Annotated in this window: 17 protein-coding genes; 7 read left to right on the top strand and 10 right to left on the bottom strand. The window is 63.4% G+C overall.

Features of this window, described 5'->3' with window-relative positions:
- Window positions 1-7 precede the first annotated feature (7 nt).
- The 3 genes from FGD68_RS15350 (at window position 8) to FGD68_RS15340 (ending at window position 8,558) form a co-directional block, all read left to right on the top strand.
- Entirely contained in the window at window positions 8-6,850 is a 6,843-nt protein-coding gene (locus FGD68_RS15350) for a PA14 domain-containing protein (protein WP_182480857.1), read from the top strand.
- A gap of 187 nt (window positions 6,851-7,037) precedes the next feature.
- Window positions 7,038-7,832 carry a DUF4240 domain-containing protein gene (locus FGD68_RS15345; RefSeq protein ID WP_182480856.1) on the top strand — a complete coding sequence of 265 codons (795 nt, stop codon included), beginning with the start codon at window positions 7,038-7,040 and terminating at the stop codon, window positions 7,830-7,832.
- A gap of 522 nt (window positions 7,833-8,354) precedes the next feature.
- Window positions 8,355-8,558 (top strand): hypothetical protein, encoded by a 204-nt coding sequence (locus tag FGD68_RS15340; RefSeq protein WP_147361586.1) that lies wholly within the window; start codon window positions 8,355-8,357, stop codon window positions 8,556-8,558.
- Window positions 8,559-8,703: 145 nt separating this feature from the next.
- Here the strand turns inward: FGD68_RS15340 and FGD68_RS15335 are convergent, their stop codons facing one another.
- Together FGD68_RS15335 and FGD68_RS15330 are read right to left on the bottom strand one after the other, a co-directional pair.
- Window positions 8,704-9,048: a histone-like nucleoid-structuring protein Lsr2 gene (locus FGD68_RS15335; RefSeq protein ID WP_119372112.1), complete on the bottom strand. Its 345-nt coding sequence runs from the start codon at window positions 9,046-9,048 to the stop codon at window positions 8,704-8,706.
- Between the two features lie 119 nt (window positions 9,049-9,167).
- Window positions 9,168-9,854 carry an SOS response-associated peptidase gene (locus tag FGD68_RS15330; protein WP_119372111.1) on the bottom strand — a complete coding sequence of 229 codons (687 nt, stop codon included), beginning with the start codon at window positions 9,852-9,854 and terminating at the stop codon, window positions 9,168-9,170.
- Between the two features lie 77 nt (window positions 9,855-9,931).
- On the opposite strand from FGD68_RS15330, the gene FGD68_RS15325 reads away from it, so the two are divergent.
- The 4 genes from FGD68_RS15325 (at window position 9,932) to FGD68_RS15310 (ending at window position 14,433) form a co-directional block, all read left to right on the top strand.
- On the top strand, window positions 9,932-10,933 hold the full coding sequence (locus FGD68_RS15325) for a hypothetical protein (RefSeq protein ID WP_119372110.1): 1,002 nt from the start codon (window positions 9,932-9,934) through the stop codon (window positions 10,931-10,933).
- A gap of 139 nt (window positions 10,934-11,072) precedes the next feature.
- Window positions 11,073-11,741: a hypothetical protein gene (locus tag FGD68_RS15320; RefSeq protein WP_119372109.1), complete on the top strand. Its 669-nt coding sequence runs from the start codon at window positions 11,073-11,075 to the stop codon at window positions 11,739-11,741.
- Between the two features lie 342 nt (window positions 11,742-12,083).
- A complete protein-coding gene (locus FGD68_RS15315; RefSeq protein ID WP_119372108.1) occupies window positions 12,084-13,187 on the top strand; it encodes a hypothetical protein in 1,104 nt (367 codons plus the stop codon).
- 508 nt (window positions 13,188-13,695) lie between these two features.
- Window positions 13,696-14,433 carry a hypothetical protein gene (locus FGD68_RS15310; RefSeq protein ID WP_147361583.1) on the top strand — a complete coding sequence of 246 codons (738 nt, stop codon included), beginning with the start codon at window positions 13,696-13,698 and terminating at the stop codon, window positions 14,431-14,433.
- Window positions 14,434-14,502: 69 nt separating this feature from the next.
- Here FGD68_RS15310 and FGD68_RS15305 read toward each other — a convergent pair whose 3' ends face one another.
- The 8 genes from FGD68_RS15305 to FGD68_RS15270 form a co-directional block, all read right to left on the bottom strand.
- Complete coding sequence (locus tag FGD68_RS15305) at window positions 14,503-14,982, bottom strand: hypothetical protein (protein ID WP_237610039.1); 480 nt, start codon at window positions 14,980-14,982, stop codon at window positions 14,503-14,505.
- 153 nt (window positions 14,983-15,135) lie between these two features.
- The gene (locus FGD68_RS15300; protein WP_119372106.1) at window positions 15,136-15,561 is read right to left on the bottom strand and encodes a hypothetical protein; all 426 of its coding nucleotides are present in this window, start codon (window positions 15,559-15,561) and stop codon (window positions 15,136-15,138) included.
- A gap of 339 nt (window positions 15,562-15,900) precedes the next feature.
- Window positions 15,901-16,212 carry a hypothetical protein gene (locus FGD68_RS15295; RefSeq protein WP_119372105.1) on the bottom strand — a complete coding sequence of 104 codons (312 nt, stop codon included), beginning with the start codon at window positions 16,210-16,212 and terminating at the stop codon, window positions 15,901-15,903.
- Window positions 16,213-16,276: 64 nt separating this feature from the next.
- Entirely contained in the window at window positions 16,277-16,711 is a 435-nt protein-coding gene (locus FGD68_RS15290) for a hypothetical protein (RefSeq protein WP_147361581.1), read from the bottom strand.
- 19 nt (window positions 16,712-16,730) lie between these two features.
- The gene (locus FGD68_RS15285) at window positions 16,731-17,075 is read right to left on the bottom strand and encodes a hypothetical protein (protein ID WP_119372103.1); all 345 of its coding nucleotides are present in this window, start codon (window positions 17,073-17,075) and stop codon (window positions 16,731-16,733) included.
- Between the two features lie 824 nt (window positions 17,076-17,899).
- Window positions 17,900-19,378 (bottom strand): ThiF family adenylyltransferase, encoded by a 1,479-nt coding sequence (locus FGD68_RS15280; protein ID WP_119372102.1) that lies wholly within the window; start codon window positions 19,376-19,378, stop codon window positions 17,900-17,902.
- Window position 19,379: 1 nt separating this feature from the next.
- Window positions 19,380-19,757 carry a hypothetical protein gene (locus FGD68_RS15275; RefSeq protein WP_119372101.1) on the bottom strand — a complete coding sequence of 126 codons (378 nt, stop codon included), beginning with the start codon at window positions 19,755-19,757 and terminating at the stop codon, window positions 19,380-19,382.
- On the bottom strand, window positions 19,754-20,191 hold the full coding sequence (locus FGD68_RS15270; protein ID WP_119372100.1) for a multiubiquitin domain-containing protein: 438 nt from the start codon (window positions 20,189-20,191) through the stop codon (window positions 19,754-19,756). The genes FGD68_RS15275 and FGD68_RS15270 overlap by 4 nt, the downstream gene beginning before the upstream one ends.
- Window positions 20,192-20,230: the final 39 nt, after the last annotated feature.

Raw genomic sequence — 20,230 nt, 5'->3', positions numbered from 1 at the left:
GAGAACCGTGACGCAGTCGATCCAGAACGCATGCCGAGCCACCATCGCTGGAGTGGTGACCTTCGCACTAGCGGCTACTCTCCTGGTTTCCACGGGGGAGAGCAGCCAGGCAGCGACTCCGGATCCCATGAAGGTCGCCCCTCTCTCGTCAGAGCCCTACGAGACCTTGGAACCCGCTGTACCAGGCGGCGACTTCGATGTGCCCGGGGAGCAGTCCACCCCTTCATACGACCAGGCGCCGCCGGAGTCGCCGAGCACGGAAGAACCTGCACCTGGTACTGCAGAGCCGACTCCGGTAGGTGACCAGACGAGCTTCGATGCCGACACCAGCGTCTTGGTGGAGAGCGCTGAGTTCAGCAACACCTACGTCAATAAGGACGGCACACATACGACCAAGCTGTCCCACGAGCCCATCAACTACGACGTGAACGGGCAGTGGGAGCCGATCTCCACCACGACCCTGGCTGACGGTCGCGGCGGCGCGGCTGCAATCAAGCATGAGCTCGAGCCGACTTTCTCTAACACAGCCGATGACTCCGGGGTTCTGACTGTCAACGCGCAAGGCACCGCAGTGCGCTTCTCTCTGGAAGGAGCAGCTGCAAGCAAGCTCGCTCGTCTCGCCAGGCCGCGCGACTCGCAGGGGCTCAACCAGCTTCAGTACAACGATGTCTTTGACGGTGTCGACCTCAAGTACGAGGTCACGCCGGGTGCTGTCAAGGAGACCCTTGTACTCGACTCGCTGCCCGCCGCCGCAGAGGACTCGTGGACGTGGCGAGTCGATGCACCTGGTCTGACGCTGCGCATGGGTGAGTACGGAAGCATTGAGTTCCTCGACGCCGACGACGCTGTCGTGCTTCTGATGCCAACGCCCGTGATGTGGGACTCCTCTGGTGTCAAGGGCCGCAGTGAACCCGCCCTCGAGACCATCGACACGAAGCTCTCCCAAGACGGAAACGCGTGGAACATCGAGCTCCGACCCGACCGTAACTGGTTGTCAGACTCAAAGAGGGTCTACCCGGTGTACGTCGACCCCACCACGCAGCAGGCGGACATGGAGGACGTCTACTCCTTCAAGAGTGATGGAACTGTCATCCGCGACGGTCGTGCCCGCATCGGCAACTCACGTGACTCCGGTGACCGCTACTGGCGCTCTGTGCAGCACTACAACTACGAGCAGCTGTTCGGCAAGCAGGTCGTAGCAGCGCAGATGTACGGGCAGGTCGCCGGCCTGGGCACGAACGAGGCGTGGACGGGAACCGTCAAGCACGCCACCGCCTTCAACTACAACGGAGCCGGTGACCACCTCAGCTGGTGGCCGATAAGCAGCAGCGGCAACGCCATGGATGAAGGGCTCTCTCAGCGCATCGCACAATGGGTCCGTGATGGCAGCCGGGGAAACTACCTCATGTCCACAGGAGCAGAAAAGGCAGGTGCATACACCTTCAAGGGCGTCTACAACACCCTCTTCGTGGACTGGAAGGAATACCCGTCTGCTGGGCAGCCCGTGGCTCCAGCCCCTGCTCAGGACAGCCGAGCGCCCCTCATGCCGACTCTGAAGGTCGGAAGCACTGACCCGGAAGCTACGGGCCTCAACTGGTTGTTCTACGTGAGCGAGAACCCCGACCCAGGCGGGACTAATGCAGCATACGACTCCGACTGGATCGGTACTAATGAAGCTCGAGTACCTGCAAACGCCCTGAAGCCGGGAGTCAAGTACTACTGGCGAGCCTACGTTCGAGACGGATATGACGGACATCTCGGCACCTCCACGGTGCGTTCATCAGCCATCTGGTCCTTCACGACCAACGCCCCTGCTCCCACGCCGGCTCAGACTTCCGCCACGCCCGGGAACGGCAGCGTCATCACTACGACCACGCCCACGCTCAGCACGTCGACGTCCACAGACCCCAACGGTGATCCGGTCACGTACCAGTTCCGCATTGCGACGGGCTCCGACGGAAAGACGGGTGCCGTCATCAGCTCCGGCTGGCAAGCGAACCCCACGTGGTCCGTGCCCGCCGGGTCTCTCCAGGACGGCGGCGCATACAGTTGGGTCGTCCTCACAAACGACAGCTACGACAAGGCCGAGGCGACCTGGGTAAACAAGCTCACCGTCAATCAACGCATCGCAGACGCGGGGCCCTCGCCTGAGGACGAATTCGGGGGAGTGACGGTCAACCTCGCCAACGGAAATCTGAACATGCAGTTCGAATCGCCCTCCGTCTCGACGCTCGGGGGCCCCATGGGCCTCACGTTCAACTACAACTCGCTAAAGCCCCGCACAGTCGGGCTCAACGCGGCGTACTACGACGTCAACGGGACTACGGGACCAGCGACATCGTGGTCCTTCGACTCGAGAGTTCCCAACCTGACCCGCGTAGACCCCTCCATCGCCTTCGACTGGGGTATGGGAGCCCCGGGCCCGGGCCTCTCTCCGGAAGCTTTCATGGCAAAGTGGACTGGGTTCATCAACGTTCCCAAGTCTGACTCCTATGTCTTCGGATTCGAGCGCGACAACGGCGCCAGGATGCGGCTTAACGGAGAGACTGTTCTAGACCAGTGGACCGACGACTGGCCGGCTCCGGTTCAATGGGGCAGTGCACGCCAGGTAGCAGCCGGCCCCGTGCCCATCTCTGTCGACTACTTCGAGAACTTTGGCGCCGCCTTCCTGAAGCTTTGGGTTCGTACATCCGATGGCAAGGAATTCGTCGTCCCTGCTGAGTGGTTCACCCGCGACGCTGAGGTGTTGCCGGGGGGATGGTCAGCTTCCACAGCCCTGGCTGGCGACTCCGGTGAGTATAGCTCCGCGCAGGTTAACGAAGCCAGCGTCGTCGTGACGGACATGTCCGGAACGACTCACACCTTCAGCAAGGTCTCTGAAGGTGGGTATAAGGCCCCGGACGGGGAGTACGGGGTCCTGTCCGTAGATGCCGCGGGCCTAGTGACGATCACTGGGGATGACGGAGTGATCTCCGCTTTCGGTCCATCGGGAAAGATCGCCTCGATCACGCCCGCTTCGGACGCCCTCAAGCCCACTAGTCCCGTCATCGAGTACCGTGCTGGGACCGGGCAGCTGTCTACAATCTCCGACCCGCTCTCAAAGAGGACCGGCGCGGCGACTACGACGTTCGATCGGCAGATCAAGTTCGTCTACGCAGGCGACACGGTTGCAAAGGTGGGGCTAGGGATCACGGATGGGGACGCCAACGGATCGGCTTGTCCTATCCCGACTGGCAGTGGATTCACACCGCCCCCCGCCGGCATGCTGTGTCGCATCATTTACCCTGGGCACGTCGCCGGAACGCCCGATACCACGCGCGTCTTCTACGACGCGAACGGCTTCCTCACGCGCCTAGTCGACCCTGGTAATGAGATTGTCGATTTCGCGTACGTCGCTGGACGCCTCACTGGTATGCGGGGGTCCGTCGCGAACGACTGGCTGGCTGCGGATACCTCCCGCCCGCAGCGAGCCGCGCAGACCACCGCGATCGCCTATGACACGGCGGGGCGGACCACGTCAATCACGCTCCCCGCTCCGGACGGGCTGACCGCGGCGCTTCGTCAGGGCAAGAAGTACTCCTACGGCGCCGGGGTCTCCTATGTTGATGTGCTGGGCGATACTCCGCCAACCGCGGCTCCCTCAAACGGCCATGCTCAGACGTACACATTTGATGCTGCTTATCGCGAACTCACAGTCTCTGACGTGGTAGGAACGAAGTCGTATTCGGAGTGGAACGACCGAGATATGGCGCTGTCAAGCACGAACGATGAAGGCCTTAAGACGACCACGCTCTACAACACTCAAGATCGAGTAACGGATCAGTACGGGCCCGCTCCCGCCTCGTGCTTCGGGTCCGATCGACGACCCCTGTCGAGTTGCCCCCAGAAGCCGCCCCACACGAGTACCACCTACGATCAAGGCCTCGTGGGGCTGAGCGCGAACTACTTCAACAACCCACGATTGGCCGGTGCCCCCGCTGCGTTTGGCCTCGGTGCAGGTGCGGCCGGTGGCGGACTTGATCGAGATTGGGCCGGAGGGGCTCCCACCGCAGGAATTAACGCGAATCAGTGGTCAGCCCGTTGGACTGGGTACATCACTTTTCCCACGTCCGGACGATACGCGATATCCACCTATGCAGACGACGGGGCGCAGGTCTGGATCGATGACGTTCTCGTAGTCAGTGACTGGAAGAACGGGGCGCCACGATGGTCATATGCTGGATCTGTCGACGTCATCGCTGGTCAGCAGTCGCGTATTCGCGTTGAGTACACGAACGACACGGGAAGCTCGGTTCTGACCTTGGCGTGGACCGCACCAGGAGGTGCGCGGGTCGCTGTGCCAGGTAGTGCTTTGACGCCCGGATACGGCCTTCTGTCGCGAACCACAGTGGATGACTCTGTACCGGCAGGCGTGAGCGGTGTCGCCCCAAATCAGGTGGCATCCAGCGTCACTGAGACGGCATACGGAATTCCCTGGCTCGGCTTCCCTACTGCGACGACAGAGGATCCTGACGGACTTAACCTCCGGACCGAAACCGCATACGAGGCAGTCGGGTCCGGCTTCCTGCGGAAGACCTCACGAACCTTACCGGCCAGCGTCGCATCAGGTGGGTCAGGCGGAGCCAATGGCACTACTTACTCGTACTATGGGCCCGGCGAGACCCTGCAAGACGCATTCGGGGGAGCAGTCTGCGGGCTGCCCGCTGCTACGCCTCAATCCGGGTTCCTCAAGCAGGTCACCTCACCTACCCCGAGCGTAGGGGCGGCGGTATCGTCCTCGTCCGTCTACGACTTGATGGGACGAACGGTCGGAACTAAGACCACGGGAGACTCTGACTGGTCCTGCACCTCCTACGACGCGCGAGGAATCGTGGTCAAACAGGTCATCGCGGCTAACGCTTCATACCCGCAGAGAACCGTCGTAACGTCACCCTCCGTGAGTGGTAATCCCCTGAAATCATCCATTCAAGACTCGTCGGTCAACGGTTCACCTAATGGCGCCACTATCACGACCGAAACGGACTTGATCGAGAGGGTCGTCAAGTACACGGACGTTTGGGGTACTGTATCCTCCATTGTTTACAGTGATCCCGGTAATCGGGTGATGAGTTCCACAACTACGACGCCCGATCTGAACGCGACCACTCAGTCGTTTACGTATAACACATTTGGGCAGCTCGAGACGACGTCGTACAACGGCAAAGTCATAGCAGATCCCGTATATGCAGCCAACCAGCTCGCTTCAGTGATGTACCCCTTAGGTGCGGACAAGGCGGGTAACGGATCATCGCTTACCAAGCTCGCCAAAGATCCCATGGGTCGCTCTACGGGGCTCAGTTACAGCTTCGAGGACGGATCCACAGTCAGTAACTCTGTTGTGCGTTCGCAGACAGGTCGGGTCATTAAGGACACCGTAACTAGTGGGTCTGTGACGAACGTCTCGTCGTACACGTATGACGCCGCCGGTCGTCTGACGCGGGCGCAAATCCCGAGACACGACCTCACATATGCGTATGGCCTAAATGCGAACTGCTTGGCGAGCCCCAAGGCAGGCCTCAACGGCAACCGCACGTCATTCACAGACGTCAAGGATGGAACAAGGACCTCGGCCACGAGCTATTGCTACGATCGCGCAGATCGATTGGTGAACACGACTCAATCCAATGCGCAAACGGGTGCTAATGCAATCAATGCCGCAAACCTGTCGGCTACAAATCTGACCTACGACGCGCATGGTAATACAAGCGTCCTGGCAGATCAGAAGATCGCATACGATACCGCAAATCGTCATCTGCAGACGACATTGACAGATGGTACGGTCGTCAAATACTCACGTGATGCCCTCGATCGTGTAGTGCAGAGAGAAGTCTCAAAGCCCAACGCCGCAACCGAGGTGCAGCGATATGCCTATTCGGGTCTCGCGGATGAGCCGATTGCGGTTCTCAACGGCAGTTCTGTTGTCCTGGAGCGTATTTTGGATCTGGTCGGTGGGGCCAGCGTGGCAATGCCTGCCTCCGGCGCGGCGCGCTGGTCATATCCAAACAACCATGGCGATATCTTCTACAGCCAAGGGAAGCTCGTGTCCTACGATCCGTTCGGCCAAGTCATTGACCCGCAAACGGGTGAATTGGGGTCAGCGGTTGGTGATGATGCTGGGCCCGACAATCTCTCGGGAAGCGCTGACTACGGATGGATGGGCAGTCACAGCAAGCTGACTGAGCACCAGGGGTCCATCTCGACAATCGAGATGGGAGCGCGACAGTATGTTGCTGCTCTGGGCAGATTCCTCGAGGTCGACCCGGTGGAGGGCGGGGTTGATAATGACTACGCATATCCGACGGACCCGATAAACGAGTTTGACACGACTGGAAATATGGCGGCTGCTGCGGCTATCTTCATTCCCGTGGCAGCGGCGGCTGGACCAATCGGGTGGATTGCGCTCGGTATTGGAGCCATCGCGCTGGGGGTCGGCACTTACATGGCGGCGCAGTCGATTCAGAAGTCCCTTCGACAGGCGCGCGCAGAGCCGCGGGTTGTTCCTAGGCCCTATGTCGCAACAAAGGTTAAGCCGTACCTCCGCCAGAAGCAGTACACGGTCTACGAGATCTCGTACAGGAAAAATGGGGTGAAACACACTTATAAGTTCGGCATTTCGTATCAGAAGCCAGGCGTACGGCCAAAATCACAAGAGTCAAAGTGTGAGTCGTACGCCAAACGGAAGTGCAAGTCTGACATTCTTTACACCGTGAAGGGTAAGACGGCAGCTCGAACGCTTGAGTACATTCATATCCGCGCGTACAGGGCCAAACATGGAAAGTGCCCCCCTGGGCAGCGCTACAGTTGCCGGTAGAGGAGTAAACGTGAGTGCATGTACAGAGTTTTCACTCGTGCCAGTCTTTGTGGAGGGACGTGTAATACGTTGCGTTATTGAATATGCGAACAGTGATTCGCGGGCGGTTCGTGAGAACGGCGTTACCGCGTCCGCTCCCGAGCCAGTACCGTTCGAGGTTGGTATGGGTTCTGGAGTTTGCGCTGCTATGGACAACGCTGTCGATGCGACTCGGCTGAGTGCTCTTGAGGAAGTGGTTCCTCAGCTTCTGCTCGAGGATCAAGATCCCGACTACCCGATGGATATAGTTGATGGGCGGCATCAGTCGCCAATGCGGGATGCGGAATTCTGGCGCCTCTTAGAAGGTGCTCCCAAGACGGCTTCACAGAAAAGAATCGGGGGCCTAGAGCGAAGCCTAGCCAAAATGGCAGATGAAGAAATATTATCATTTGCTCAAACACTTGCCTACAAGATGTACCAAATCGACTATCCGGAATTTGATTCGTATAGCGCTGGAGGTAATGACTCGAGTTGGATCAGGGGTGCAAGCATTCTTGCGGGCAAGGATGTATTCGAATCCGTATTGAGGTCTCCGTCAGAATTTGACGAGACACTACTGCGGGATTTGAGTTGCTTCGTTCCCTTACTTCCAGAATTAGCTTGGAAGCGCAAGCATAAACAACCCGCGCAATTAGTGACTACATTTCACGACGGCGTTGGCGCCAACGTTTTTCTGCGGGATGCGGGCGCTATTCGCGGCGGCGATCGGGCGGTCGATAAGGGTGTATTCGTGCATGCACTTGTAAGCACCCGGTCGGAGGTTCGGGAAAGAATTGTCTACCTCTCAGTTGTGCCGGAGAGCCGGTCGGTGTCGGACGGCAGTGGGGTGCTGGAGCGGTCGCTGGCTCGCGACGGGGAACACTGCGTGAGCATGCCGCGTCATGGGCGGGTTGTTGATGACGAAAGCGGAAGGCGCGTCGTCGAGTTCGTCGTAGGGCTCTAGGCGCAGTTGTGCCTGCCACGGCACGGATCCGCGCGCACATGCCCTGCTCATGTCGCTGAGGAGCTTGGGTTTTGGGTCGTTCTTCTGCCGTCGACCGCGTCGCTCTCAGCCGTCGGTTAGGCGCCGACACTTCGCAGCGGCGGGGCGCGCGCTCGTCGCCGGCATGCTGCTCGCCTCGAGCGGGCGACTGGTGTGGACTGGGGCGAAGTCGACGCCACTCGACTAGGGCCGCCCGTTGACGCCCCGGGCGATGGGGCGCCGGCTGCGGCCGCTCCTTGCCGTGGTGACGGTCATCGGCACGGCGGAGGCTGCCCTCGGATTGCCTTTGGTGCTAGGCCTGTAGCGCGAGGTCTGCGTCGGTCCGCTCTCCATCGCCTGGATCTCGCTCTCGGGCGGGATCGCTACGTGGTCGCACCGCCCACCTGCACTGACTCACTGACTCACTGTGCGGCACGGAGACACGCCCGTCCTCGTCGCCGCGGCACCGCGTTCGTGGGCGGGTCGGCGCTTGCGCGGGTTCCTGTGACGATTGCCATCCTCTGGCTCCTGTCCGCGCTGGCAGCAATTCTGCCGATCGAGCAGGCAGTCCTCACCGAGGCCACCGGCCTTGCCCGCATCGGGCGTGCGCTGGGCCTCTACGAGGCCACCACGCTCCTCGCGGCCGCCTCGCCGGCCTCACCGCCGAGATCCTCTACGGCGCCGGCCCGTGCGATTTCGCGTGTGTGATGTTCGCGGCCATGATCTTCGCCGGCGGGCTCCTGCTCCCACGGAACAAGCGCCGGCTCACGGCGGCGTCGACCGCCGCCTAACCCACTGACGCACGAGAGGGCCGACCCGTGCCGGGCTTGCCCTCTCGTGCGTGCAGCTCGCTCTAGCTGTTCGCGCGGTACTCCTCGAGCAAATCCGCGGAGATGCGGCCGCGCTCGGAGACCTTATGGCCGTGCTCGCGCAGCCACTCGCGCGCAGCGCTGAGGTCCTGCTTCGGGCTCGAGTCGGCCGAGCGGCGGGGTGCCTTCCCTGAGGTGGCGCGGCCGACGCGGCGGCCCTTCTCGATGTAGTCATCGAGCGCGGTGCGCAGCTTGGCTGCGTTGTCGTCGCTGAGATCGATCTCGTAATTGACCCCGTCGAGCGCGAAGGGGACGGTCTCGCCCTGGCCATCGTCGATCTGCGTGCCGTCGATGTCGTCAACGAGCGTGGTGACTACTTTGCGGGCCATCTAATTTCCTCCCCATACGGATTCAGCGCGGTAACGATGCGCTGAATCCCACGATACAGCCCCAGGTCCGTACAGTGCGCATTTCGTGGTCGCGGTTTGCCTCTCGCATTCGTTTTGAGTCAGGGGAGGGGAGTGATGAGGTCAGCGCGGTTGTTCTTTACGCTGTTCACGTCTCGGGAAACCTCATAGTGCTTGAGGTCGTGCGCGACCTGGAGCGACTCGCGGTCGAGGAGCTTGAGCAGGTCGTTCGCCGGCAGATGATCGCCGAGCCAGTCGTCATATGCGTCCGGGGTGAGGCACGCCGGCATCCGGTCGTGAACCTCGCCCGGAGCCACGTGCGCGTCCCGTGTGATGATCGCCATCGAGAGCCGCCACTTGTCCGGGGCGTCCTCGTCCTTGGCCGGATCCGGCCAGGCGGAGACGATGCCGGCCATCGCGATGGCCGCGTCCGGCTGGTGGATGAAGTGCGGTTGCTTGCCCGTCTCCGTGACGACCCATTCGTAGTAGCCGGCGGCGGGGATGATCGCTCGCGCTGTCGCGAACGACTTCCGGAACATCGGCGACGCCGACTTGGTCTCGATGCGCGCGTTGATCGGCTGCGGCCGCTGCTTCGTGAAGTCCTTCGCCCACCCGGGCACATACCCCCAATGCACGGGCACCACCGACCGCTCACCCTCGCGCTCACGCACAAGCGCGACGTCCCGGGTCGGCGCGACGTTGAAGTCATCCCGCAGCGGATCGAACCCGTCCAGCAGATCGGGCAGGAGATCTCCCGAGGCCCGTGTCACTACGACGCGTCCACACATATGGCGAGTCTTCTCCCTCTCGTGGTGGAATGCGACCGGTCGAGCCGTTTACGTACGCGGGATTGCGGGGGAGACTCATGCTTGACGGCACCATACGGCGGTCACTTCGCAGCAGAGAGGGCGGCATGAGCGGGCGGAAAGCGAAGGCGTCGAGGGCGCAGGCGCGACTCGAGGCGGAGCGCGGTCGCAGACGCGGGGGAGGGGGGAGTGTCGCGGCGACCCTGGATCCCGAGGTTGGGCCGATCCCGCTCGCGTCGGACATCTCGCCTTACCTCGGCGACGGGGCGGCCGCGAAGGCGTTTCGTGACGGCGCCGTCGCGCTCATCGAGCTCGGCCAGCGGGAGCACGCCTACTTCGGGAGGGAACCAGCACGCGTGACGGCTGCGGAGGACGCCGACGGCCGGGACATCCTCGTCACATCGGACGAGCTTCCCGAGGAGTGGACCGAGCTGTTCGCGCGCTCGATCATGTGGCTGCGGACGTCTCTGGACTACCTCGCGTACGAGCTCACCATGGCGCACACCCCGGACGCGGATCCGCGGTCAATCGGCTTCCCGATCAGCAGGAGGCCGTGGGGCGCCAAGGCCACGGCCCGGGAGAAGATCGTGGGCATGTCTCCTGAGTCGCAGCAGATCATCGAGGAGCTGCAGCCGTATCACACGCCAGAGGAGGACAGGCCGCATCACCCGCTGATCGTGCTCGACGAGCTTCGACAGCTCTACGCGCACCGACGACCGGCGGTGATGCTGACGGCCGTGACGTCGACGTCTGCGCTGACGCATCCGGTCGGGATGCGCGGCAACGTAAAGGTCGACATAGGCCGGCCGGTGTTCGAGAGTGACACTCCCTTCGCCACCCCGTGCCTCCCGTCCAGCAACCCCTTCCGAGGTACGGACTACTCGGGCGGTCCGGAGCGGGAGTACCCGACGTGGGAGCAGGTCAACTTCGACGTGTGCATGGGCCCAGACACGGCTATCTCGGACGGCACCCGAATCCATCAGATGATGAATCACCTCTACGACCAGATCCAGGAGCACGTCCTCGCACCACTCCTCGGCGTGCAGATGCCCCGGGGTTGATAAGTGCTGATGGGCCAGCGCACTGATCAGCGGGCCGGGGGAGTGGCGGCTATCGCCGGGTGATCGAGAAACTACAGCTACGCCCTCATGCTATGTCCCCTGTTCGGGTTCCTATTCCGTGCCAAAGGGGGTACTCGTCATGGTGAGTGTGATTGTCAGTGTGGTCTTGGAGCTCGTGGTACTCACGGCGGTCGGGATGATCCTGCGTCGGTTCTGGCGCCGGTCTGATCACTCCTTGCAGACGGCGTCGGTGTTGCTTTGCGGGGCAGGCTTCCTGGTGACGTTCTTCGGTGGCGTGGTGGCGACCCCCGTCCCTCCGATGATGTTCGTCGCGGTCGGCTTGGAATCGGTCATGGTCGTGACTGCCACGGTGCTGTCGCTCGTGCAGTGTGTTGTTGATCGCATCCGCGACCGGCGAGGTGCCCGGCGGTCTCTGCTGATGGGCTACCCTCCGAAGCCGAGTCCCATCGGGGGAGGATGGGCGTTTGTGCTCGGCCTGCTGGACGCGTCGGCGTCCATAGCGGCCGCCTTCACAGCGATGTTCTTCGTGACGTGGGCAGTTGCTGTGACGTCCCTGGCCGCGGGAGGTCCCGGCGAGTTCCAGGGCGTGCCGACGCAGACCTCGATCGAGATCGCGGCCGCTGCCGTCGCGCTCGGCTTGCTCGTAGGCTTCGGCGCCTGGTTGGCCGGCCAGCGCGAGCTCCGTCGGTGGGAGGACCTCACGGCGGGCATCGAATACCGCGTCCGAATCGCTGTAAAGATCGCGACGGCCGCTGCGTCCGATGAACGCGAAACCGTCCGTTACTGAGTAGCCTCGCGGCCTTTTGGGCTCGCGTCTTAGGGCCTCGAGAGCCACAGCTTCGGTTGGTCACGCGCAGCTGGGAATTCTTATCAGTGCCACCAAGCGTGCGTGAGGAGGGGCTGCCGCCGCTCATCTCCTATGCGCTCAATGCGGCAACGAGGCAGGCCTCCAGCAATGCAGCAGGAGTCTCAGGAGAGGCCCCTTCGCCGGAACGATTGCCGGACCACCAATTTGAGACGCCTGTGTTCGCGGCTTCAACCCGAGGTCATGATGGTCCGGGTAGGGATCCACAACCGGGGCACCGGTGGGGTGTGGTGATGCGGCGGTTGTCGCTGTCATGATCGGCAGATGGCGCCGACGCTGAGCAATGTGCATGTGTGGCCGGACGGGGGCTGGCCGGACCGCCGGTGGTATCCGCATGGGATGCACGAGGAGACCCATGGGCCGGTCCTCGCGATGGACGCGTTGCTGCGCGGTTCCCTGAAGGTCACTGAGCCCCTGGGCGAGTGCCTGGCGGCGGAGGGCATCACGATGCCGTTCGCGAGCATCCGTCTGCTGCCCGGTCGACCGTCGGCGAGCGGCGACCTGGAGGTCGAGGTCTCGAACCACATGGCGGGCGGGGAGGACATCGCGCATGTCAGCGTCCCGGCGGGCTTCCACGACCTCGACGTCCGCGAGCGGGATTCGCTGGTGCTGATCATGTGGCGGGAGACCCTGAAGCGGTTGGTGGCGCGACGAGGTGGCGACCCGGCGGCCGTGGACCGCGCGGCCGACGCCGTCCGCCGTGACGACTACGAGTTCCAGCGACACGGCCCGTGGAAGCAGGATCGGAGCCGATCCCGCCGCATGCGTCTGGTCGGCGTCCTCCGCGACGAAGGGTTCCTCCGGCTGCGGGTGGAGGTCGATGAGCTGCGCGGAGAACGATCGCTGCGACTCTCGGTCGAGATCCTCGGCGGGTCTTCGTACTGGTCGTTCGACCGGGCGGCGCGGAGCCCGCGGTGGACGTCGAGCACGACCGTGGAGGGGATCTCGGTTCCGGGCATCATCCTGGGCGACCGGGGGAGCTTCACGTTCGACGTCGTGACGGGTGCCGTCGAGGTGCGCGGCGGGCACGTGGATCCGCTGCCCATCGAGCCGTCCGGCCCGGCGACGGCGATCGGCTTCCGCTTCGTGGAGAAGCCGGACGACCACATCGACGTCATGTGGGGGAGCGCCATCTACGACTTCGACGACGTCCCCCGAGGAGTACGAGGAGGAGAGGGAACGTCTCGGGGACCTGGTGGAGTCGGCTGCCTGGCGAGGGTGGTGGAAGACGGTGGACGTCGACGAGGTGCGGTGCGTCTTCGACTTCAGCGCCGAGAAGGCTTCCTCGGTCGTGCGGTTCATGGGACGCGTGCTCAGCATCAGCATCAAGCGCCCGACGGCGACGATCCCGACCGGGGCCGCGGGTAGGGAGCTCGCGCTCACCGATGTGGAGGCGGTCCTCGACCGGGTGGCGACGCGCCGGAAGCTCGGGTCGAGTCCGTCCCTGCGTTGAGGAGCGAGTGATCCGGGTAAGTATCCGTCACCGGACCATCGCTCGGTATCAGCCGAGGTCTTCCCCGATCATGATGCGAAGGTGCCCAACCTGCACCTCGAGGGTCGCCCAGCACTCCCGATCAAATGGAGGGTGATGAAGTTGCATCGCGAGGTCCGACCGGTAGCGGTCGACCACATGCCGCATCGAGTGCGCACCCCGCCGGATGGTCCTCGTCCGCGCCGAGGACTACCGCGCTCAAGTTCGCGAGCACGCCGATCAACATCGTGCGGTCCTCACGCGTTAAAACCTCGGGTTTGTCCAATCGTCCAGCGTCCGCGCCGGCCGCACGGAGGTCGACCGACTCCGGCGCTCTCGGTAATCCGACAAGGAATCCCTTCGCGGACAGTCGGCAAGAACCGCCCTGTCTGCCACGATGACGAGATGGATTGGCTGGAAGCAGTTTCGTCATGGATCAGTTCGGTGGCATGGCCCGCTGTCGTGCTCGTGCTCGGCATCGTCTTCAGGTCGCAGATCGCAGGTGCCCTCGGCAAGCTTCGCCACCTGGAAGCCCCTGGCGTAAAAGCTGATTTCGGCGATGAGCTCGCGGAGGCAGAGGCGACAGCTGGGACCCTTCCTGCTGACCTTCCCATTGCTGCCCCTGCCGACCTCGAGGGACCTGGCGCCGAGGTGCCAACTGACGATCAGGCCCCCACTGAGGACACGTCGGCGCATGCGCCAGCAGAGGGCTCGGGGTCGCACGTCGACAAGCACGGCTCCACTAACCCGGTCGGGGCGTTGGGAGATTCGAGCGACCCGTCGGGGCTCATCATGCGTACGTGGGCTGCCCTGTATGAAGAGGTGGAGGAGTTTGCTCACATCACCGACTCCCTGCCGCGTTCGAGGAAGAACCCGAACCGAAGCACCTCGGCCCTAGTCAGAGCGCTGGTCAACTGCGGCTTCCTCAGTGACGATGCAGCTGACCTCATCAGAGAACTGGCGGACCTGCGGAACAAGGTTGCGCACGGTCGCCATGTGCCCACTCCGGGCGAAGCGCTCACGTACGAGGGAACGGCGTCCGCCGCCATCAACCATCTGCGCTACCGGCGCGACATGGAGACGAACCTTCTCGCAGCGCACCTTCGCACACCCCGCTGGTACGAGAAGCCCGAAGACAAGTAGGCCAGTGGTCGCTATTGCGTCCAACAGCGTTCGCCCGGGGACGTCTGGCAGGAAGAGTGACCGGCCCCACTAGCGGTTCCAGATGCCGTGTGGACGAAGCAACTGGACGATTTGCTTCTCGAGGACTCTTGCCGCGCCGGCGTCCGTGCAGATTGTCCACCTCAATTCAATTTCGTGCCACCCAATCGCATCCTGCGACCACTCCGTCGTCCGACGAGGTTTGCCCTGTTCGAGGGCTGTTAGCTGTTGCCTCACGAAGGCGACGTCGGCGAGAGCGCGGTCTAGTGCTGCCTCTCCGAATCCAGAGGCGGCGGCCTTACCACTCGTGTACCTCGCAAGTCGGCCACGCATGCCACTGGGCTTGCCGCTCCCTGCCCGCTCGCCGGCCATACCCACGTACACGATGCGGTCACCGCTCCGCATGGAGTAAACGCCGGGAAGGCGGTCGATCGTGCTCGCGGCCTCGGAAAATGGCAGCCACTTCGTCCACGTCGCGATGAGGTCGATCTCGGCGTAGACCGCATCACGGGTATCGCGGGGTCCAGTCACTGCGCGAGCATCCCACGCGCGCGGCGGAGCCGAACGCAAATAGGTAGTAGGTGAGCACGAGTTCTTGATGGCGGCTGGAGCCGTCCGGGGAGGGATCCCCTGCCGGACGCCTGTGGCGGCAGCTGCCTCGTGTCTGCGTCGGGCAGAGTGCGCTCAGGGCTCGTCTGCGAGGGGCTCGACTCCGCTGGCGAAGAATGTCTCTCCGGGGCAGTCGTCGGGCTGTCCGGGCTGTCGGTTCTGCGCGTATCCACCGACCATGTCGAGCTCGTCGCCGAGGGTGAAGCTCTGGTCGCCGACAGTGAGGGTCTCGCCGTCCCAGGTCGCGGGGCGTGGCACGACGACGGTGTAGCCGCCGACGCGAATGCATCCGTCCTCGAACGACAGGGGGCCGGCGAGCCGGGCGGTGGCTGAGTTGTAGCTGCCGTCGGCGGCCCGGTATTGCTGGATGGTCAGGAGGCCGTCGTCGAAGCTCATGCGCGCTGTGGCCGTCGGAGTGGGTGTGCTCGCGCTGGGCTCAGAGCAGCTGGAGACGATGATGAGCATCACGCCGGCCGCAATAGCTGCGTACAGGTTTCTCATCAACGACTCATTTCGGTTTGGCGTGCGGGGAGGTGTCGCTGATGGTCGAAGTCGCCTCGGCGACGCGACGATGGTGATCCCCTGCTGGCGAACCTACTCTCGCCGATCGTCACTCGTAGCCCCCCAGTGGTAGGGGAGCGCGTCCGACGTCTAGTCGGCCATTGCTGTGGAGATCGGCAGGGCGGGTTGCCCGCCGAGGAGTGGGCGTCGTCGGTGCTCCTACTGCGGGTCGCAGGGCCACTGCTCTCCGAACGCCTCCCGGACTTTGTTGATCGCCTCAGCAGGACCCCACGTTTCGACGTCGGCGCAATCTGCCGTATACCGCGCGGCGATCACCCCTTAGTCGCCTACGTCCTCGTAGGAGTACCTGGTGGTGTCGTCCCCATTTGCGACGACCGAGGCGGCGCCGCCCTGGATGGTGATGCGGTCGCCGGACGGGAAGACGATGGTCGACCCGAAGGGTCGGCAGGATTGGTCTGCGGCTTCCGTCAGATCGGCGGCGGGGATGTCTTGAGTGGTCTCGCACGCTGGCTCGGTGATTTCGCTCTGACTGAGATGCAAGATGCGCTGATCGCTGCAGCCGCTCACGGCCGCGACGACGATGAGCGCCCCCGCGGCGGCTGGGAGTCTGGAATGCGGCACGGTCATCATCGTCCTGCGTCTCGACGGGGGCGGCAACTGCGCGGGTGTGTATCTAGCCACTTGACGATATGGCCTACTCCACCGTGAGCAGGAGGGTGTCACCGTCCTGTTCTGCCGTCACGAGAGCGGCAGGTGTCCAGGCGTCGGGTCGTTCGAAGCGCGAGGTCGTGGGGCCGAGGTCGGCTGAGCAGGCGCTGCTTTCTCCTGTGTCCTCAGCGACGACGAGGGTCTGCGATGCGTCTCTGCGGAACTCGAGGGGGACGCGGGGGCAGCTCGAACTGGCGACGGAGGTGATGAGGAGGTCGTGTGGTTCCTGTGGCCAGGTGATGGTGACGCCGGCGACCTCGACCTGAGCGACGACGTCGGCCGGTGCGGGCGTGCTGCTCGTCGAGTAGTAATCCAGGGTGGCGGCTTCGTCCGGTGCTGCGCACGCTGAGAGCGCTGCCAGGCACACGACCGCGCCGAGTCCGAGGCCGCTGCGTCGAGGCGGCCGTGCTGGTGCGGTCACGTCGTGCTCCTCGTGCTGTTCAGGGGGTGAAGACGTACCAGGGGAACTCGCCGTACCAGAGTGTCGGGAGCGAGAGGACGACGAACAGGACGTCGGCGATCAGGATCCCGATGGTCCCAGACGTTCTGCCTTGCCGCTTCGCCAGGGCGACGATCGCGAAAGCGAAGCTGAGAGCTGCCAGGAGCTCGATGGGTACCCATGCGAGGAGGAAGAGCGGGTAGAGGATCAGCAGCCCGGTCCCGTCGATGTAGAACGGGAGCCACATCACGCACCAGAGCACGGCGTACACGCCAAGCGCGACGGCACCCGTGAGGATCGCGACCTTCGACCATCGGTCGTCACGCAGCGAGGTCTGATCCGCCATGCAATTCCGTCTCTTCCGTGAGTGGTCTCAGGCTAGGACAGTCTCGGCGGCGATCTCGGCTCGCTGCCGGGCCAGGCGCCCAATCGTTGGGCTTACCCGCCGTCGTCGCCACCACGCACGGGCTGGTACGCGAGCACACGCCTATGCTGCCGATATGGCTCGTCCGTTTATCGACCCGTTTGGCTCCGACCTCCCGTCAGGTGTGGACGTCGCTTCCTTGTCGCGTGAGCAGCATCTCGCTGCAGTCGCGACGCTCTACGACTACGCATACGGGCCCACGCTTCATGCGCAGCACTCCCGAGACGTGGCCACTCAACGGGCGCTCCTGCACGCCACGCTTGCATTGTCCGCGTCGCGCTCGGCGACGAGTTAGCCGGACTTTTCAGCGGTTTGAGTGCCTTGTGGTGCGATCCGACGCTGAAAGGCTCGGCGGTAAAGGCGGCCCGCAGCGTAGGGCTCAGTGACTGACTGGCAGTCCCTCCTGGAGTAGGCGAACCCGAACACGGGAGTGTCCACACGATCACTACATGACATAAGGTACATTATCGGCACAGGAATTGGCTCGCGCGCATGTGCCGGCACACCCGACGCGCGTCCGAGTCCGGGCCAAATGCTGAAGAAAGTCGCCGCGATTGCGTTCCTCGAGGCATGGCGGCGACCGGCAAGCGTTCGCTTCGTCGACGGCTCCGTCCTCGGATCGCTCCTTGGGGGCCTTCCGAGCAGGCTCGCTAGCTGGGCGCGACGTAGTGATGGATAAACCTCCTAGCGCGTACGCATGAGGGGCAGAGCTTTCTAGTATCAGCTTGCCGGCCGCCACCCGGTCCCTATGTGATGCGATCGATTGCGGCGTGCAGGCGACCTTCAAGGGCATCAAGAACGCGAAGGAGGGGCGGCTTCTTCGTGTGGGCACGCTTGCGGACGATCGTGCGCCACGCATCCCGAGGTTCGGCGATCGGGGTGCGCCCGTCTCCTGCGGCGGTGGCGCTGGTGAAAGCACAGTAGGGGCCGCAGGCCGCCCGTGAATGTTCCAGATCGTGCGTTGACAGCATGTAGCGAAGAGGAGCAGGGCTCCCGCGCCCACCCGGGTGGGCGGTGAGGCTGACGAACTGAGCCAGTACCGCGGCGCTGACGCTTGCCGAAAGCGCCGCCACGTTTTGATGCGATGGGGCTTCACGCTGGGTTCCTGAGATGTACTCCGGGTTCTCGAGGAGACCATCCTTGTCGAGGGATACGTCACTCAGAACGAGCTGCCCGAGGCACGCCATGCACGGGGCGCCCGGCACGAGGGTGTGTGCGCGCCAGATGCCGTTGCGCATGCGTCCGTCTGGCAGTGCGTCAAGAGCGATGCCACCATCAATGACGGGAATGAGGTCGGCGTAAGCCAGGGCGTTCAGCACGGCACGAGCCCAGGGGCCGTCGACGCACGAGAAGATCACGTCGTAGTCCAGCGCCGCGGAAACACCGACAGGGTCTGTGATGCTGACTTCGTGTTCGACGACGTCGAACGTCTTGGCGGTGGCGGCTGAGCGCATCAGTCGGGATGCCACGGCTACCTTCGAGCGGCCGAGGGCCGCGTCCGATCTCGTAGCACCAATCATGCGATCGAGGTTCACGGTCTCGACAGCGTCGTAGTCCATGATCCCGACCGTTGCGAGACCCGTCGCGGCGAGACGCTGAGCAACGTCGAGGCCGACACTTCCTCCACCCACAACCAGCACACGGAGCCGAGCAATCGAAGCTTGAGTTGTCGTCCCCCACGAGGAGACTGTCCTCTTCTGGGAATCGGTCACCTTGGGGATCGGGCGAAGCCGGTCGTTCCACGTGACCGTAAGCTTGTTGGAGACGGAGCGAACGGACTCCGCCCAGGTGGGCTTGCTGGAGTCAAACCAGAAGCGAGCTGACCAGGCCGTGTTGGCGCCGCCCAGAGTCATCCCGACGAGCGGCTTCGTGGTGATGCTGAGTGCGACACGCTTGTACTCAGACTCCGTGTGCGAGTCCATGTCGCTGAGCTCCTGCCAACCCCTACCTAGCGGATGAGAGTGCAGGAGGACGATGCCGCGACCCTGCGCACGCGCCTGTGTCGACGCACGAAGAACGTACCGGCTGGTGAAGGAGGCGTTGCCGTGGACGAGTCGCTCGTCGTCTTCCGGGAAAATCACGGACGTGATAAGTGCGGTGATTCGCCTGTCGCCGGTCGAGAGGACGTATGTGGCGATGAGCACGTCCTCCTGGCCGTCGTCACGGATCAGGTGGTCTCTCATGGTGGTCTCGACATCGCCCGACATGGCTACGGAGTAACGCATGTCAGACCTCCCGACGGATGGCGATGGTCAGGCAACCTCGGACGTGGCGGAGCCATGACAGGGCCGGCGGTACCGTTGGATCCGGGTTTCCGTAGTCCCGCGAGTGTCGCTGCCATCCAGGACACTCGGTGGCTTCTTCATTTGTCTGCGGAAAGGTCAGCGTCTCGGGTAGGTGGATCCAGTGAGGCGGGATTGCGGGCCAGCTTTGCACGTCCGCCAGCCCAACCCCCGTGATGATGATCTCTGGAGCGAGCTGCCCGTCTGTGGCCTGAACCTTGTAGAGGACTTGTGTCCCGTCGACCCAGGCGGCAGCGCCAGCAGCTGTCATGTCGTCGACGAACTGCTGAGCGGCCGGGGAGAGGCCGGACGTGTCACTCACGCGACTCCACCGACCCGCTTGGCTGTGACGAACTCGTCGCCGTTCTGCAGCTTGACGATCTCTTCGTCGCGGAACGACTCCGTCTGGCCGTTGGGTCGGACGCGCGCGAGGTCGTACTGAGCGGGTGCGACGCCTGCGAGAAGGAGAAGGCTGCTGGCAGTCTGGTCATCGTCGTAGGTGCTGAAGGGCTGACCGTCGATGGTGAACCGGAGATTGATCCTGGTCACGAACCGCATGCCGTCCGTGAGGTTGACGATCTGGATGTCTCGAATGGGCTCCTCAATCCCGTGCTCCGTCACGAGGAACAGGTCGAAGATCTTAGGATCGCGCCCGGCGAGGCGCATGAGAGAAGCGGCGTCCTGGTCGTAGTCCGAAGTACGAAGGCCCTTGCCGTCGATGTCGATGGTCAGGGGGGTGGGGAGTGCGGGGACCATGGGTCCCTCCTTCACTGGCGTGGCGCCCCTCCTCCCCGA

This window comes from Clavibacter californiensis (assembly GCF_021952865.1).
GTDB classification, from domain to species: Bacteria; Actinomycetota; Actinomycetes; order Actinomycetales; family Microbacteriaceae; genus Clavibacter; species Clavibacter californiensis.
This window is presented reverse-complemented; position numbering and strand designations above follow the sequence as displayed.